Source organism: Martinezella sp. CNPSo 3959 (genome assembly GCF_057784355.1).
Genome location: NZ_JBXSOV010000001.1, coordinates 1,051,501 through 1,067,016, shown reverse-complemented (window position 1 = coordinate 1,067,016; position 15,516 = coordinate 1,051,501). Strand labels below are relative to the sequence as shown.

Sequence of the window (15,516 nt, the reverse complement as noted above, 5' to 3'; positions counted from 1 at the left end):
TCAGCGATCCTTCGGATCGAATGCGTCGCGCAGACCGTCGCCGATGAAGAGCAGGCTCATCAGCAGCGCGACCAGGAAACCGGCCGGGAAGAACAGCAGCCAGGGCGTCGTCTCCATACCGGCGGAACCTTCGGCAATTAGGGTACCGAGCGAAGTCAGCGGCTCCTGAACGCCGAAGCCGAGATAGGAGAGGAAGCTCTCCGTCGCGATGATTTCCGGGATGGTGAGCGTGGCGTAGATGACGACCGGGCCGACGAGGTTCGGCACGATGTGTTTCAGGATGATCTTGAACGATCGCTGCCCCGACGCGCGGGCGGCCTCGATGAATTCGCGCTGCTTGATCGACAGGGTCTGGCCGCGCACGATACGGGCCATGGTGAGCCATTCGAGTGCGCCGATCGCCGCAAACAGCAGATAGACGTTGCGGCCGAAGATCACCATCAGCAGAATGACGAAGAGGACGTAAGGCAGGGCGTACATGATATCGACGAAGCGCATCATGATCGCATCGACGCGACCGCCGAAATAACCGGCAACGGCGCCGTAGAGCACGCCGATGATGACCGAGACGAGGGTGGCGACAAGGGCGACCGTCAGCGAGACGCGAGTGCCGTAGAGCGTGCGCGCCAGCAGATCGCGGCCGTTGCCGTCGGTGCCGAAATAGTGGCCGGCGGCGAAGTCCGGAGCTCCTCGGAACGACGTCCAGTCCGGATCCTCATAGTTGAAAGGCAGGAAATACGGGCCGAATATGGCGACCAGAACCAGCGCGGCCAGTATGACCAGCGAAAGTGCCGCCGCCTTGTTGCGCAGGAGACGACGCATCGCGTCGCCGGTGAGGGAACGCCCCTTGGGTGCGAGCCCCTCTGCTGAAAGCAATTCCGCTTCCAGCAATTCTCTCTTGGCGGAATTGAGGATCATCGCATTCTCACTTTCGGGTCGAGCCAGGCATAGGCGATGTCGACCAGCAGGTTGAGGACCACGATCAGGACCATGTAGAAAACGACCGTGCCGAGGACCATGCCGTAATCGCGGTTAAGCGCTGCGCCGACGAAGTAGCGGCCGACACCGGGAAGGCCAAAGATGCTTTCGACCACCAGCGAGCCGGTGAGGAGGTAACTTGCCGCGGGTCCGAGATAGGAGACGACGGGCATCATGGCCGGCTTTAGCGCGTGGCGCATGATCGTCAGCCGCGGGCCGATACCCTTGGCCTTGGCGGTGCGAATGAAGTTCTGGCTCATCACTTCGATCATCGAGCCTCGCATCAGGCGAGAGATGCGAGCTGCGTGCGGCAGGGTCAGGACGATGATGGGCAGGATCAGGAACTTGATCGAGCCGTCGCCCCAGCCGCCGACCGGCAGCCAGCCGAGCGTATTGCCGAAGATGAGCTGAAGGATGGGGGCGATGAGGAAGCTTGGCATGACCAGGCCGATGAGGAGACCGCCGCCCAGCCAGTAATCGGCTGCGCGGTTCTGATAGAGCGCCCCGAGACAGCCTATGAAGACGCCGACGACAGTCGCGAGCACGAAGGCGGAGCCGCCGATGGTCAACGTATAGGGGAAGCCGGACATGATCTGCTGGGTGACGGTGAAGTCCTGATTGGCGAAGGAGGGGCCAAGGTCGCCCTTCATGACATCGCCGACATAGATCAGGTATTGCTCAACCAGGGGCTTGTCGAGGTTGTAGTGAGCCGCGAGGTTGGCTTTGACTTCCGGCGGCAATGGCCTCTCGCCATCGAAGGGGCCGCCGGGAGCGAGGCGCAGAATGAAAAAACACACTGTCACGGCAATCCACAGAACGGGGATTGTCGACAGCAAACGACGGAGAGCGTAGCCAAACATGATCTTAGACGGCTCCCTCCCGGTTGTGTCCGGGAGGGAGCCTGTTCCCAATTATTCTTTAACCGACAGCCAGCGCGTACGGTGGATGTCCTGGATGTTGTCGACGAAGCCCTGGACCTTCGGGGCGACGATGTTCTGGGAAACGTAGTAGTAGATCGGGATTGCGGCGCTGTCGTCGAGGGCCAGCTGCTCGGCCTTCTTGTAGATCTCGGCGCGCTTCTTCAGATCGATCTCTTCATTACCCTGCTTGATCAGAGCATCGTAGTCCTTGTTGCTCCAGCGGCCGTAGTTCATTTCGACGCCGGTGGACAGCAGGTTCAGGAAGTTGATCGGATCGTTGTAGTCGGCGAGCCAGCCGGCACGGCCAATCTGCACCTCGCCGCGCTGCATTTCATCGTAATGCACCTTGGTTTCGGTGTTGTAGAGCTCGATATCGACGCCGAGCGGCTTCCACATGGCGGCGATCGCAACGGCGATGCGCTTGTGGTTGTCGTTGGTGTTGTAGCGCAGCTGAGCCTTCAGCGGATGATCGGGACCGAAGCCGGCTTCCTTCAGGAGCTTCTTGGCTTCTTCGACCTTCTGCTTGTAGGGCTCGTCCTTCCAGCTGACATAGGCCGGCTCACCGTAGTTGGCGGTACCCGGCGGTACCCAGGAATAGGATGGCAGTTCGCCGGTGCCGAGAATCTTCGGGCCGATGACCTCGCGGTTGACGGCCATGGAGAGAGCCTGGCGCACGCGCTTGTCGTTGAAGGGCGGCTTGGTAGAGTTCAGGACGTAGTAGTAGGTGCCAAGGAAGGGCACCACATGCGCCTGGCCGGGCAGGTTCTTCTGGATCCAGTCGAACTGGTCGGCCGGGAAGGAGGTCAGGATATCGAATTCGCCGGCGCGATAGCGCTTCAAGGCAGCGGCCTGATCTTCCAACGTGTAATAGTTGACGTTGTCGATCTTGATGTCCTTGGCGTCGTAATACTGGTCACTCTTGACCATGCTGACGTGCGAACCGGGCACCCATTCGGTGGGCTTGTAAGGGCCGTTGGTGACGATGTTGCCGATCTTGACCCACTGGTCGCCCTTGGCTTCCACGACATGCTTCGGCAGCGGATAGGCCGTGTAGTGCATCAGGGCGTTGAGGAAGTAGGGTGTCGGGTTTTCAAGCGTGATTTCGAGCGTCTTGTCGTCGATCGCCTTGACGCCGAGCTGGCTCAGATCCTTGATCTCGCCCTTGTTGATCTTTTCCGCGTTCAGGATCGTGTACTGCAGATAGGCGTATTGCGCGGCGGTCTTCGGATCCATCAGGCGCTGGAAAGCAAAGACAAAGTCCTGAGCCGTCACCGGTTGGCCATCGGACCACTTGATGCCGTCGCGAAGCTTGAAGGTATAGACCTTCTGGTCGGGCGAAATGGTCCAGCTTGCAGCCTGGCCGGGAATTGGGTTGTCCTTGGGATCTTCGGTCACCAGCCCTTCGAAGATATCGCCGTCGATACGGTTTTCCCAATCGCCGGAAATTTTTTGCGGATCGAGCGAAGTCGGGTCGCCGCCGTTGTGGATATTGAGGGTCGCGGCATGCGCGGAAACGCTCAATATCGTGCTGACGAAAGCCGCAGCGATAAATTTTCTGGTGATATGCGCCATATGTTTTCCCACCTTTCTGGAGTTCTTGTCCTTGTTTTACAAGGGTGTTTTTGATCCGCAGGTGACCTGTACGTGCAGGTCAATGCGCGAAGTTATCGAAAGCGACGTCGCTTTCAAGTTAAAAAAAGTCGGGCATGCTTAGCGTGTGAACTTTCATATTCATAAAACTCTAAAATTGATACTGCGAATTTATCGCCCGGAGGTTGGGTTTGGCAGCTTGGCCGATTGCGGCTTGCCGCCTGCGCATGAGTGTGCAAACTGGGAGGCCTTGTGCGATATCGAGGCGGTTTGATGAAATCGACGAATAAAGCGGCGGGAGCCGACTGGTGGCGCGGGGCCGTGATCTATCAGGTCTATCCGCGGTCGTTTCAGGACACGGATGCCAACGGGCTCGGCGATATCAAGGGGATAACCCGGCGCCTGCCTCATATTGCCACACTGGGAGTGGATGCGATCTGGCTGGCGCCGTTCTTCACCTCACCGATGGCCGATATGGGCTATGACGTCGCCGATTACTGCGATGTCGATCCGATTTTCGGCACGCTTGCCGATTTCGACGAGATGATGACGGCAGCACACGACTTCGGGCTGAAGGTCATTATCGACCAGGTTATCTCACACACATCGGACCGGCATCCCTGGTTCGTCGAAAGCCGCGCAAGCCGCGACAATCCCAAGGCGGATTGGTATGTCTGGGCCGACCCGAAGCCGGATGGCACCGCGCCGAACAACTGGCTGTCGATTTTCGGCGGGCCGGGTTGGGAGTGGGATGGCGTACGCCGGCAATATTACCAGCACAATTTTCTCACCTCGCAGCCGGACCTGAACTTCCACAATCTTGAGGTTCAGGATGCGGTGCTGGCGGCCGTGAAATTCTGGCTCGATCGCGGCGTAGACGGTTTTCGTCTGGATACGGTCAACTACTATTTCTGCGACAAGAAGCTTCGCGACAATCCGCCGGCGCTCGTCGCAACCGGCGGGCTCGATGCCCCCGAGAGCAACCCTTACGGGATGCAGAACCATCTCTACGACAAGACGCAACCGGAGAATATCAGCTTCCTGCGGCGGTTCCGGGCATTGCTCGACCAATATGAGGATCGCGCGACCGTCGGCGAAGTGGGGGATGGTGCGCGCTCGCTGCAGACCGTGGCCGCCTATACCAGCGGCGGCGACAAGCTGCATATGTGTTACACCTTCGACCTTTTGGGGCCTGATTTCACGCCGGCGCATTTCCGCCGTTGCGTCAGCGATTTTCAGGACAATGTCGTTGATGGCTGGGTCTGCTGGGCCTTTTCCAACCACGATGTCCAGCGGCATGTCAGCCGCTTTGCCAAAACGGAGGAGGAGCAGCCGCGCGTTGCAAAGCTCGCGATTTCGCTGCTTTCCACATTGCGCGGTTCGATCTGCCTCTATCAGGGCGAAGAACTCGGTTTGCCTGAGGCGGAGTTAGCCTTCGAGGATCTGCGCGATCCCTACGGAATTCGCTTCTGGCCGGCCTTCAAGGGGCGTGACGGATGCCGCACGCCGATGCCCTGGGAAGCGGGCCGTGCTCATGCGGGCTTCACGACGGCCGACAAGTCATGGCTGCCGGTTCCCTACCAGCATGCGGCGCTCGCCGTCGACAAGCAGGAAGCCGACGAGGATTCGGTGCTGCATCACTACCAGCGGACGTTGGCCTTCCGTGCCGAGCATGCGGCCCTGCGCGATGGCGACATGACCTTCCTTGACACGGAGGAAGACGTTCTCGCCTTCACGCGCTCCAAGGGCGACGAGACGCTGCTGTTCGTCTTCAATCTCTCCCGCAAGCCGGTGAAGGTCGCAGTTCCGAAGGATATCAAGCTCGGCAAGACGATCGCCATGCCGGGGTTTGGCACAGCGGATGCCGGAGCGACGGTGGCGCTTGCCGCACTGGACGTCTATTGCGGTCGGGTCGAATAATCGAAGTTGGCCGAAGGCCTATTGTTTGACAAGGACCAAGGCGCCGGCGGGTTCGCCGTTTACCGATAGAATCTGCGCGGCACCTTTAAGGGCCGTGCGGAACGCATCGTCGAAACTCACGCCTCGCACCTGCCATGCCACGTCATGCGGTTCAATACCGCTTTGCTGATCGCTTAGCGTCCATGTCGCGACCCAGCCTAGGGCGCTCTCATTCCACTCCAAATCGCCTGATAAGGGAATGGCGCCCGCTGTCGAACCGGCTTGGAACTTCCCCTCAGCAGGGAAAACGACGTCGATGCCGGTGAGATCGGACGCTGCCGTGAATGCTTCGCGCATGGCCAAATCGCGACCGCTCTCGGCTGTTACCTGATAGCTCAAGTCACCACGACGGACAGTCAACAGGATTTCGAGCACCGGCCGTTTGGCGAGCCAAGGGCGGGTGCCTAGCCTCTCGAGCAGATCGTCGATGCGTTCCTTGCGAAAGCGGCATGTGAGGTCGAAGGGTCGGTCGTGGGTGCCTTGCTCATCATGGATAGGACGGCCCGCGAGCTTGTCGCGATACGTGAATTCCTCGACGTAGTCGGCCGCATGCTCGCGAGCGGTCCGCATGAGAGGGCTGTCAGCCAATCGCGAATTGCCGGAAACGCGGGGCAGAACCTTATCCAGACAATCGGCAAAGCCCTTGGCTCGATTTTCCGGTCCCTGGCCGGTAACGACACAGACGCTCGTGTAGACATCGTCAGGCATGAAGGCCTGGGCCTGAGATGCAGGAAGAGACGCGGTCAACAGCAGCGCAAGTAGCTGCCAACTCGTCGCATAAGCGAGATTTCGCACCATTCCCTCCCTGCGGCGTCCGAGCAGGAAAGCACACAGGATAATCCAGGTGGGGGGATCGAAACAAGGACGGACGATTGCCGCCTTCAGCCGATCAGCATAAACTTGTCGACATCGACCAGGCCCTTGTCCGATATCTTCAGATGCGGGATGACGGGCAGGGGCAGGAAGGCGAGCTGGAGGAAGGGTTCTTCCAGCGTTGCGCCGAGGGCATAGGCCGCCTGGCGCAGATGATGCAGCGTGTCGCGCACGCTTTCATAGGGCTCGAGGCTCATCAGGCCGGCGACGGGCAAGGCGATTTCACCAGTCACGACGCCATCCTCGACGACGACGAAGCCGCCATTGATGTCACTGAGGCGGTTGGCGGCCAGCGCCATGTCATCCTCATTGACGCCGACGACGCAGATATTGTGGCTGTCATGGCCGACGGTCGAGGCGATCGCGCCCTTCTTCAGCCCAAAACCCTGGACGAAGCCGTTGGCATGGTTGCCGTTCTTGCCGTGCCGCTCGATGACGGCGACCTTGATGATATCGTTGCCGAGGTCGATATCGGTCTGGTTGCCCTTGGTCGGCAGGCGATAGCGGCGATGTTGGGTGATGATCTTGCCAGGCGTCACGCCAATGACGGAGCTCTCGCCTTCTGCTACCGGCACACCGAAATCGGCGGCATTGATCGGGCGGGCCTTGACGCTGTCGAGACCGACCGGCTCGACCGAACCGCGGGTCGCAAAGAGTTCGGCGGTAACGCGGCGGCCTGCGGAGAAGACAATCTCGGCCTTGCAGTTTTCCAGGCTATCGACAACCACGAGATCGGCGCGCCAGCCGGGCGCCACGAGACCGCGATCCCGAAGGCCAAAGGCGCGGGCTGCGGAGATCGAGGAGGCGCGGTAGATCGCCAGCGGCTCGACGCCATGGGCAATCGCCGTGCGGATCATGTAATCGAGATGGCCTTGTTCGGCAATGTCGAGCGGATTTCGGTCGTCCGTGCAGAGCGCCAGATGAGGGGACAGCCGTTCCGTGATGATCGGCATCAGCGCGTGCAGATCCTTGGAGACGGAGCCCTCGCGCACGAGGATATGCATGCCTTTGCGGATCTTTTCCAGCGCCTCCTCTGATGTCGTCGATTCATGTTCGGTACGGATACCTGCCGCGAGATAGCCGTTGAGGTCATTGCCGCGCAAAAGCGGCGCGTGGCCATCGATATGGCCGCCCTGGAAGGCCTCGAGCTTCGCCATGCAGACCGGATCCTTATGGATCACGCCGGGAAAGTTCATGAATTCTGCAAGGCCGATGACCTTGGGATGATTGCGGAAGGGCAGGAGCTTCTCGATCGGCAGGTCAGCGCCGGAGGTTTCCAGATGCGTCGCCGGGACGCAGGAGGAAAGCTGGACGCGGATATCCATGATGGTTTCCAGCGAACAGTCGAGAAAGTAGCGGATGCCGTCCGTGCCGAGCACATTGGCGATCTCATGCGGATCGCAGATGACCGTCGTGACGCCATAGGGCAGGACGCAGCGGTCGAATTCGAGCGGGGTCACCAGCGAGGATTCGATATGAAGATGGGTATCGATGAAGCCCGGAACGATAATCCGGCCGGCAATATCGATCTCTTCATGCCCCTGGTAATCGCCGCAAATGCCGACGATGCGATCGCCGCAAATGGCGATGTCCGAAGCGACCAGCTCTCCCGTCACCAGATCGAAGAAGCGGCCGTTTTTCAGCACGATATCGGCGGGCTCCCGGCCGACGCCCTGGTCGATATAGCGTTCGAGTTTGGTAGTCATGGCTTCTTCCTGCAATCGCTGTGATTCCGTGTAGTCGCTCACACTAGCCCTCTCCCGGTTTTACGGGGAGAGGGGATCTATCCGAATTTGTTGATGGAACGGTGTTTCTTGCGACCTTGCGAAAACTAAGATCCCCTCTCCCCGCGTGCGAGGAGAGGGCTGGGGTGAGGGGCTATTTCGAACGCGCTGCAGGAAGAAACTTGAAGTCACGAGCCGCAATAACTTCGGTCAACCTTCCTTCGCAGATCGCTACGATGGTTTCGAGAACTGCTGGCGTGGCTGTAAGGACGTCAATGTTCCAGAAGCGAGCGACAGACCAGCCCTCACTGGTCATGAATTCATCGCGAATGGTATCGTGCTTGCTGTCGGCATGTTGACTGCCATCGATCTCGATGACCGGGATCGCTCTCGGCAGGCAAAGTCAGCGAAATAAGGATCGATTGGAAGCTGCCGAACGAATTTCAAGCCGTTCAGCCGACGGTTGCGAAGTTCCGACCAGAGTTGTGCCGCGGCATCGTTGTCCGATTGACGAAGCATTCTTGTGCGCTGTGTCGTTTTAGGTTCCGGACCGCGCATCTCGTTATCCCTGTGAACGGCCCCTCACCCTAACCCTCTCCCCGCAGGCGGGGAGAGGGGATACCTCGAATGCGCCGATATGACCGTGCCTCATTGAGAAGAGGCAACGAGATATTTCGCCTCAGATATTATTCTGCAAGATCTCTCTCAGCTTGCCGAACAGCTCGTCGATGTGATGTTTCTCGATGATCAGCGGCGGCGACAGCGCGATGATGTCGCCGGTGGTGCGGATCAGGAGGCCCTTTTCATAGGCCTTCAGGAAGGCGGTGAAGGCGCGTTTGGTGGGTTCACCGGCGATGGGATCGAGCTCGATGGCGCCAATCAGGCCGGTGTTTCTAATGTCGATGACGTTCGGGCAGTCTTTCAGCGAGTGCAGAGCGTCGGCCCAGTAGTCGGAAAGTTCGGCTGCGCGCGTGAGCAGGCCTTCTTCCTTGTAGGTGTCCAGCGTCGCCAATGCCGCGGCCGAGGCGATCGGGTTGCCGGAATAGGTGTAGCCATGGAAGAACTCGATCATGTGCTCGGGTCCCTGCATGAAGGCGTCGTGAATCTCCGAGGTGACGAAGACCGCGCCCATCGGAATGACGCCGTTGGTCAGGCCCTTGGCTGTCGTGATGATATCCGGCTTCACATCATAATATTGGGCGGCAAAGGGGGTGCCGAGACGGCCGAAACCGGTGATGACTTCGTCGAAGATCAGCAGGATGCCGTGCTTGGTGCAGATTTCGCGCAGCTTCTGCAGATAGCCCTTCGGCGGGATCAGCACACCGGTGGAGCCGGCGACCGGCTCGACGATGACGGCCGCGATCGTCGAGGCGTCATGCAGAGTGACGATACGCTCCAGTTCGCTGGCAATATCGCCGCCATGCTCTGGCTCGCCGCGCGTGAAGGCGTTCTTGCCGGGCACATGGGTGTGCGGCATGTGGTCGACGCCGGTCAGCAGCGTGCCGAACATCTTGCGGTTGGTGACGATGCCGCCGACGGAGATGCCGCCGAAATTGACACCGTGATAGCCGCGCTCGCGGCCGATGAGGCGGAAGCGCGAGCCATTGCCCTTCACGCGGTGATAGGCAAGCGCGACCTTGAGCGCGGTTTCGACCGATTCCGAACCGGAGTTGGTGTAAAGAACGTGGTCCATACCCTCAGGGGCAATATCGACCAGCCGGTTCGCCAGCTCGAAAGCCTTGGGGTGGCCGAGCTGGAAGGCAGGTGCGTAGTCGAGTTCGCCTGCCTGCTGGCGGATGGCCTCGGTGATCTTCGGACGGCAGTGCCCGGCGTTTACGCACCACAGGCCCGCAGTTCCATCCAGCACCTGCCGACCGTCATGGGTGGTGTAATACATATCCTTGGCGCTGACGAAGAGGCGCGGTTCCTTCTTGAACTGGCGGTTGGCCGTAAACGGCATCCAGAAGGCGCGCAAATCGTTGGGGGCGGCATTCAAACGGTCCGACATGCTGTTCTCCAATGGCCAATTCGGGGGGCCATTTCCCGGCTACGGCCTACGCCGCGCTATTATATTTACTGCTTGGTCAAATTATCAGCCGCCTTTTTGGCGTCAAGGCAAAGATGACGGTGAGGGCGACAGGTTGAGCGTCGAAGAATGCGTGTCGACATGTCGGGGCGGAAAACGGACCACGAAGCGCCGTGAGGTAGTCCCAATATGAAAAAACTGGCAAATCCAAGGATTTGCCAGTTAAAGCAGTAAAACACCTGGTAATGAAAGCAAGTCGATCTTTCGAGATTTAAATTGTCCCAAAAGATCATACGTCGACAGGCCGGGAGCTATCTTAGCTCTTAGGCAGCCGATCTACTTTTTTCCGGCTCGCAATAAATGTCTTCCAGCGTTTCGAGAACACGGATCACGGATTCCGATGTGCTGGAGTAGTAAATAGTTTGAGCATCACGACGCGTCTTGACCAGCTTTTGGGCACGAAGCTTCGAAAGATGCTGGGAAAGTGCTGATTGGCTCAGTCCGACCTGATTGGCAAGAACGCCAACTGGAACTTCGCCTTTAACGAGACTGCAAAGGATCAAAAGACGCTTCGGGTTCGCCATTGCTGATAATAATGCTGCCGCAACATTAGAGTGTTCGGCCAAATCTCTTGTCTTCATCTTTTAAACTTCCCAATGCGGAGCGTACATCAGAAACTGTGCTATTTCCAACCCGGTCCTTACCGATATCTAACAATACCAAGACCAGTCGAAGATTGTATATACCTAAATTTAAGGTATCGAGTATGCTGTTTTAGATATGTACGTATGATGCTCCGGCGATGATGCAAGCGTCCCCAACGTCCCATCCAGGGCTCGATTAGACCAAAATAGGTCGATTTTTATCGTTTCGGAGCAGCAAATATGCCAAATTTGGTCACCGGAGATTTGCAACCCGCCAATATCAGCCATTTCTACTTCGAGCTGTCCGACTACTAATTCTCGCACTATTGTATGATTTATTGCCGGCGCGCATTGTTTTCGGTTTAAAGCATCATCAGGTCCTGCGAGGACAAGATATAAGCCCTTCCGAAGCCGCCGTTCAGGCTGGCATCCAGAGGAACGAGGCGGAAGAAGCAGAAGTCCGGAAAGTCGATATAGAGCTTGGATTTCGGATGGCGATCGAGAAAAAGCGTTCGGATGCGATCGTGAGCTTGGCTTTGCCGATCGATGCGCTCCGCGCTGCAGCGTAGGGTCAGGCGAGGATGGGCGAGAGGATCGCCCTTGCCAGGCTCGCCGAAGAGCGCCGAAGCACGGCTGTCCTTCATCAAAGCCTTGGTATGTGAGGCGAGGCCGGAGACCAGGATGACCGGAGCGCCATCGGCATCCATGGCAGTCAGGACGCGGCTGACGGAGGGAAAGCCGGTGTCGGGATCGATGACGGCCAAGGCTGCATGTGAGGCAGTGCGCATGAGGTCGCGCGCTTGAATGCGCGCATCCTCATGCGTTTCCCTCAGCACCGATGGCTTGTCGTTCATTGCCTGCTCCATGAATTGAGGAGCAGTCGCGAACGACTACTCCTTTCGCCGGTGGCTGGTGAGGCCCGACACCACGTCTTGCGCGGAGATCGTTCCGATAATCGTGCCATTGTCAACAACGCCGATATTGCCCGGCTGGCGCGTCAAGGCGTCGAGGATATCGATGAGCGGTGTCGCGGCGGTTGCCGTCGCGGTGACGGAACCTGCATTGGCTGAATGTCCGACGCCTTGCTGCATGACATCCCGCGCCGTCAGCATGCTGATCGGGTTCATGTGCTGCACGAAGTCGGCAACATATTGGTCGGCAGGATTCTTAACAATCTCCTGTGGCGTTCCGCACTGAATGATATGGCCGCTTTCCATGATGGCGATGCGGTTGCCGATGCGGAATGCCTCGTCCAGATCGTGGCTGACGAATAGGATCGTGCGCTTCAGGCGGCGCTGGAATTCCAGGAGTTCGTCCTGCAGGCGGGTGCGGATCAGCGGGTCGAGCGCGGAGAACGGCTCATCCATGAGCAGGATCGGCGCTCCGGTTGCAAAGGCACGGGCAAGACCGACGCGCTGCTGCATGCCGCCCGAAAGTTCATTGACCTTGCGATTGGCCCATTGCGTGAGGTTGACGAGCTGTAGCTGCTCGTCGACCCGCTTCTTGCGCTCGGCATCCGGCACGCCGGCAAGCTCGAGCCCGAAGCCGACATTGTCGGCGACCGTCCGCCATGGCAGCAGGGCGAACTGCTGGAAGACCATGGAGACGGTGTGCATGCGCAGGTCACGCAGCGCCTTGGGGCTGCAGGTGTAGGGGTTGATCGGGCCGGTCTTTGTGTTGACGACGACCTCGCCACGCACCACAGGCGCAAGTCCGTTGACGGCGCGCAACAGCGTCGATTTGCCGGAGCCGGACAGACCCATGAGCACGAGAATTTCGCCCTCTTCGATTTGCAGCGAGGCATTGGCTACACCGAGCACCATGCCGGTGGATTTACCGATCTCGTCGCGCGACTTGCCTCCGTCGACGAGTTTCAGGGCGGCATCTGGACGATCGCCGAAGATGATGCTGACATTTTTGAAATCGACGGCGACGGTCATGAGTGGTCTCCTTCGCCGGGCGCGCGGAACATACGGTCGAGAATGATCGCCAGGATGACGATGCAGGCGCCAGAATCGAAGCTCTTGGCGACATTGACGCTATTCAGTGCGCGCAGCACGGGCACGCCGAGCCCGGGGGCGCCGACGAGTGCCGCGATCGAGACCATCGAGAGTGACAGCATGATGGTCTGCGTCAGGCCAGCCATGATCTGCGGCGTGGCAAAGGGCAGCTCGACCTTGCGCAGAACCTGGCGAGGCGTCGCACCGAAGGATTCAGCTGCCTCCACGAGCGAAGGGGGAGTGGAAATGATGCCGAGGCGAGTCATGCGGATCGGTGCGGGAAGAGCAAAGACGACTGTGGCAACCAGGCCCGGGACCATGCCGAGACCGAGCAGGATCATTGCCGGCACCAGATACACGAAGGTCGGGATGGTCTGCATCAGATCGAGTATCGGCCGCATGATGGAGTAAAGCCAGGGACGGCGTGCTGCCGCGATGCCGAGGGGCACGCCCACCAGCATGCATACGAAGGTGGAGGCCAATACCAGTGCCAGCGTCTCGGTCGTCTCTTTCCAATAGCCCTGGTTGATGGTGATCAGCAGGCCGATCAGGGTGAGGACCGTGATGGTGACGCTCCGGCGCATCCAATAGGCAATTGCCGTGAAGGCGATGACGACGATCAGCGGATGCGGTGCCTGCAAAAGGAACAGCAGCCCTTTGATTCCGTGCGCGACCAAGAAGGAAAGGCCATCGAAGAACCATGTGACATTGCTCGTCAGCCAATCGACGACGGCTTTGGCCCACGGCCCGATGGGGATGCGGTAATCGGTTAACCAGTTCACATCTTTGCCCACGATTGGGGGCGGCGTTTCCGATGGTTGCGTATGATGCCGGAGGTGCCGCCGTAGAATAACGGTCTGTCACGCCAGGCGGACCATTGTCCGAGTGATGGCGGGACGCGAAAGCAAGCAGTCCGTTCAAGGAAGAGAAAGGGGCGGTTTGGCCGCCCCTCCATCCATCCTCGTATTACAGGCCGAGCTTGGCCTTGACCGCCGCCAGGCCGTCACCGCCATCCTTGGTGGTGACGCCGGCAAGCCAGGGCGTGATCGCCGACGGATTGGCCTTCAGCCATTCGGTGGCAGCCGCTTCCGGCTCCTTGCTGTCGTTCAGGATCTTGCCCATGATTTCGTTTTCCATCGGCAGCGAGAAGACGAGATTCTTGACGAAGGCGCCGACGTTCGGGCATTCCTGCAGGTAGCCGGCCCGGACGTTGGTATAGACCGTCGCACCACCGAAGTTCGGTCCGAACACGTCATCACCGCCGGTGAGATAGGTCATCTTGTAGGTGGTGTTCATCGGATGCGGCGCCCAGCCGAGGAAGATGATCGGCTTGCCTTCCTTATCGGCGCGGGACACCTGCGCCAGCATGCCCTGCTCGGAGGACTCGACCACTTCGAAGCCCTTGAGGCCGAAGGTGTTCTTGTCGACCATGTCGATCACCAGACGGTTGCCGTCGTTGCCCGGCTCGATGCCGTAAATTTTGCCGTCGAGATCGTCCTTATGAGCGGCGATATCCTTGAAGTCCTTGATGCCGAGCGCGGCACCCTTTTCGTTGGTCGCGAGCGTGTACTTGGCGCCTTCCAGGTTGGCGCGCACGGTTTCGACCGACTTGTCCGCGGCGAACGGCTTGATGTTCTCGGCCATGGAGGGCATCCAGTTGCCGAGGAAGACGTCGATGTCCTTATTCTTCAGCGACTGGTAGGTCACCGGGACGGCGAGCACCTTGACGTCCGTGTCGTAGCCGAGTGCCTTCAGAAGAACGGAGGCGGTTGCCGTGGTGGAGGTGATATCGGTCCAGCCCACATCGGCAAAATGTACGGTGCCACAGCTTGCCGGTTCGGCTGCGGAGGCTGTGGTGGCTCCCAATGTCAATGCGGAGAGAGTTGAAGCGAAAGCGAATGCAGTAAGGGTCATTTTTATCATTGCGTGACTCCCAGTCTAACGTTCCCAAGCAACCATCAATAACTGACATTTTCAAGCGACCACAGTGTATTTGCGGCGGTTTGAGGGGGCTGAATGCGACGCCCGCCTTTTTCTGTCCGCCGCTGGCCAAGGCTTTTGGTCCTTCGATGAAACACGCCTGAATCCTGTGGTTTTCGCCGAGACTATCTTTCATTATTGTCGCGCAGCTCCCATGAAGCATTCAAGGAGAATGTCATGGCCAAGCTCTACTTCCATTATTCGACGATGAATGCCGGCAAATCGACCATGCTGCTGCAGGCCGCCTATAATTATCAGGAGCGCGGCATGCGCACCGCAGCCTTCATCGCAGCTCTCGACGATCGCGCCGGGCGTGGCACGATCGCCTCGCGCATCGGACTGACGATGGATGCACTGCCGTTCGAAACCAGCGACGATCTCTATGCGATGGTCGATGAAATGCATGCAAAGGAGCCGCTTGCCTGCGTCTTCGTCGATGAGGCCCAATTTCTGACGCGCGAGCAGGTCTGGCAGCTTGCCCATATCGTCGACCGCCTCGATCTTCCGGTCATGACCTACGGGCTGCGCACGGATTTCCATGGACATCTGTTTCCGGGATCGCAAGAGCTGCTGACCATCGCCGACGAATTGCGCGAGGTGCGCACCATCTGCCATTGCGGGCGCAAGGCGACGATGGTGGTGCGCTTGGACGCCGCCGGCAATGTCGTCCGCGAAGGCGCGCAGATCGAGATCGGCGGCAGCGACAAATATGTCTCGCTATGCCGTCGTCATTGGGAAGAGGCGATTACCTGCGAGTGAAGCAGCCGCTCGTGCAGGCTTTCGATGGCGGTTCTGACTATTTTCGGCACGTAATTGCCTATC

At 59.1% G+C, this 15,516-nt stretch carries 13 protein-coding genes and 1 pseudogene; 2 read left to right on the top strand and 12 right to left on the bottom strand.

Annotated features, from left to right (window positions below; translation table 11 throughout):
• Genes AC13RE_RS05350 through AC13RE_RS05340 form a run of 3 tightly spaced genes read right to left on the bottom strand, consistent with a single transcriptional unit; the run spans position 1 to position 3,470 of the window.
• Positions 1-918, bottom strand: coding sequence for an ABC transporter permease subunit (locus AC13RE_RS05350; protein ID WP_132717200.1), 918 nt, complete (start codon positions 916-918; stop codon positions 1-3).
• On the bottom strand, positions 915-1,838 hold the full coding sequence (locus AC13RE_RS05345; protein WP_132717199.1) for an ABC transporter permease subunit: 924 nt from the start codon (positions 1,836-1,838) through the stop codon (positions 915-917). The genes AC13RE_RS05350 and AC13RE_RS05345 overlap by 4 nt, the downstream gene beginning before the upstream one ends.
• A 51-nt stretch (positions 1,839-1,889) precedes the next feature.
• Positions 1,890-3,470 (bottom strand): peptide ABC transporter substrate-binding protein, encoded by a 1,581-nt coding sequence (locus AC13RE_RS05340; protein WP_488562190.1) that lies wholly within the window; start codon positions 3,468-3,470, stop codon positions 1,890-1,892.
• Between the two features lie 291 nt (positions 3,471-3,761).
• Between AC13RE_RS05340 and bglA the strand changes: the two genes are divergently transcribed.
• On the top strand, positions 3,762-5,408 hold the full coding sequence (bglA, locus tag AC13RE_RS05335) for a beta-galactosidase BglA (RefSeq protein ID WP_488562189.1): 1,647 nt from the start codon (positions 3,762-3,764) through the stop codon (positions 5,406-5,408).
• A gap of 18 nt (positions 5,409-5,426) precedes the next feature.
• Here the strand turns inward: bglA and AC13RE_RS05330 are convergent, their stop codons facing one another.
• From AC13RE_RS05330 to AC13RE_RS05290, 9 genes and pseudogenes are all read right to left on the bottom strand, one after another.
• Positions 5,427-6,245 (bottom strand): DUF2066 domain-containing protein, encoded by an 819-nt coding sequence (locus tag AC13RE_RS05330; RefSeq protein WP_488562188.1) that lies wholly within the window; start codon positions 6,243-6,245, stop codon positions 5,427-5,429.
• A gap of 83 nt (positions 6,246-6,328) precedes the next feature.
• Complete coding sequence (gene ade, locus AC13RE_RS05325) at positions 6,329-8,026, bottom strand: adenine deaminase (protein WP_488562187.1); 1,698 nt, start codon at positions 8,024-8,026, stop codon at positions 6,329-6,331.
• 172 nt (positions 8,027-8,198) lie between these two features.
• A pseudogene (locus tag AC13RE_RS05320) lies at positions 8,199-8,602 on the bottom strand (endonuclease domain-containing protein).
• Between the two features lie 121 nt (positions 8,603-8,723).
• A complete protein-coding gene (aptA, locus tag AC13RE_RS05315) occupies positions 8,724-10,052 on the bottom strand; it encodes an omega-aminotransferase AptA (protein ID WP_112399126.1) in 1,329 nt (442 codons plus the stop codon).
• A gap of 341 nt (positions 10,053-10,393) precedes the next feature.
• Entirely contained in the window at positions 10,394-10,711 is a 318-nt protein-coding gene (locus tag AC13RE_RS05310) for an ArsR/SmtB family transcription factor (RefSeq protein ID WP_015340680.1), read from the bottom strand.
• A gap of 365 nt (positions 10,712-11,076) precedes the next feature.
• Positions 11,077-11,568: a HugZ family pyridoxamine 5'-phosphate oxidase gene (locus AC13RE_RS05305; protein WP_488562186.1), complete on the bottom strand. Its 492-nt coding sequence runs from the start codon at positions 11,566-11,568 to the stop codon at positions 11,077-11,079.
• A gap of 36 nt (positions 11,569-11,604) precedes the next feature.
• Complete coding sequence (gene choV, locus AC13RE_RS05300; RefSeq protein ID WP_132717194.1) at positions 11,605-12,654, bottom strand: choline ABC transporter ATP-binding protein; 1,050 nt, start codon at positions 12,652-12,654, stop codon at positions 11,605-11,607.
• Positions 12,651-13,496, bottom strand: a complete 846-nt coding sequence (gene choW, locus AC13RE_RS05295; protein WP_488562185.1) for a choline ABC transporter permease subunit — start codon at positions 13,494-13,496, stop codon at positions 12,651-12,653. The genes choV and choW overlap by 4 nt, the downstream gene beginning before the upstream one ends.
• A gap of 184 nt (positions 13,497-13,680) precedes the next feature.
• The gene (locus AC13RE_RS05290; RefSeq protein ID WP_488562544.1) at positions 13,681-14,628 is read right to left on the bottom strand and encodes a choline ABC transporter substrate-binding protein; all 948 of its coding nucleotides are present in this window, start codon (positions 14,626-14,628) and stop codon (positions 13,681-13,683) included.
• A 243-nt stretch (positions 14,629-14,871) separates the two neighbouring features.
• On the opposite strand from AC13RE_RS05290, the gene AC13RE_RS05285 reads away from it, so the two are divergent.
• Positions 14,872-15,453: a thymidine kinase gene (locus tag AC13RE_RS05285; protein WP_112399123.1), complete on the top strand. Its 582-nt coding sequence runs from the start codon at positions 14,872-14,874 to the stop codon at positions 15,451-15,453.
• Positions 15,454-15,516 lie beyond the last annotated feature (63 nt).

Coding starts and splice junctions, on each gene's coding strand:
- AC13RE_RS05290 (WP_488562544.1), bottom strand. CDS start 14,628: ATGACCCTTACTGCATTCGCTTTCGCTTCAACTCTCTCCGCATTGACA.
- AC13RE_RS05330 (WP_488562188.1), bottom strand. CDS start 6,245: ATGGTGCGAAATCTCGCTTATGCGACGAGTTGGCAGCTACTTGCGCTG.
- AC13RE_RS05305 (WP_488562186.1), bottom strand. CDS start 11,568: ATGAACGACAAGCCATCGGTGCTGAGGGAAACGCATGAGGATGCGCGC.
- aptA (WP_112399126.1), bottom strand. CDS start 10,052: ATGTCGGACCGTTTGAATGCCGCCCCCAACGATTTGCGCGCCTTCTGG.
- AC13RE_RS05345 (WP_132717199.1), bottom strand. CDS start 1,838: ATGTTTGGCTACGCTCTCCGTCGTTTGCTGTCGACAATCCCCGTTCTG.
- AC13RE_RS05285 (WP_112399123.1), top strand. CDS start 14,872: ATGGCCAAGCTCTACTTCCATTATTCGACGATGAATGCCGGCAAATCG.
- ade (WP_488562187.1), bottom strand. CDS start 8,026: ATGACTACCAAACTCGAACGCTATATCGACCAGGGCGTCGGCCGGGAG.
- choV (WP_132717194.1), bottom strand. CDS start 12,654: ATGACCGTCGCCGTCGATTTCAAAAATGTCAGCATCATCTTCGGCGAT.
- AC13RE_RS05340 (WP_488562190.1), bottom strand. CDS start 3,470: ATGGCGCATATCACCAGAAAATTTATCGCTGCGGCTTTCGTCAGCACG.
- AC13RE_RS05350 (WP_132717200.1), bottom strand. CDS start 918: ATGATCCTCAATTCCGCCAAGAGAGAATTGCTGGAAGCGGAATTGCTT.
- bglA (WP_488562189.1), top strand. CDS start 3,762: ATGAAATCGACGAATAAAGCGGCGGGAGCCGACTGGTGGCGCGGGGCC.
- AC13RE_RS05310 (WP_015340680.1), bottom strand. CDS start 10,711: ATGAAGACAAGAGATTTGGCCGAACACTCTAATGTTGCGGCAGCATTA.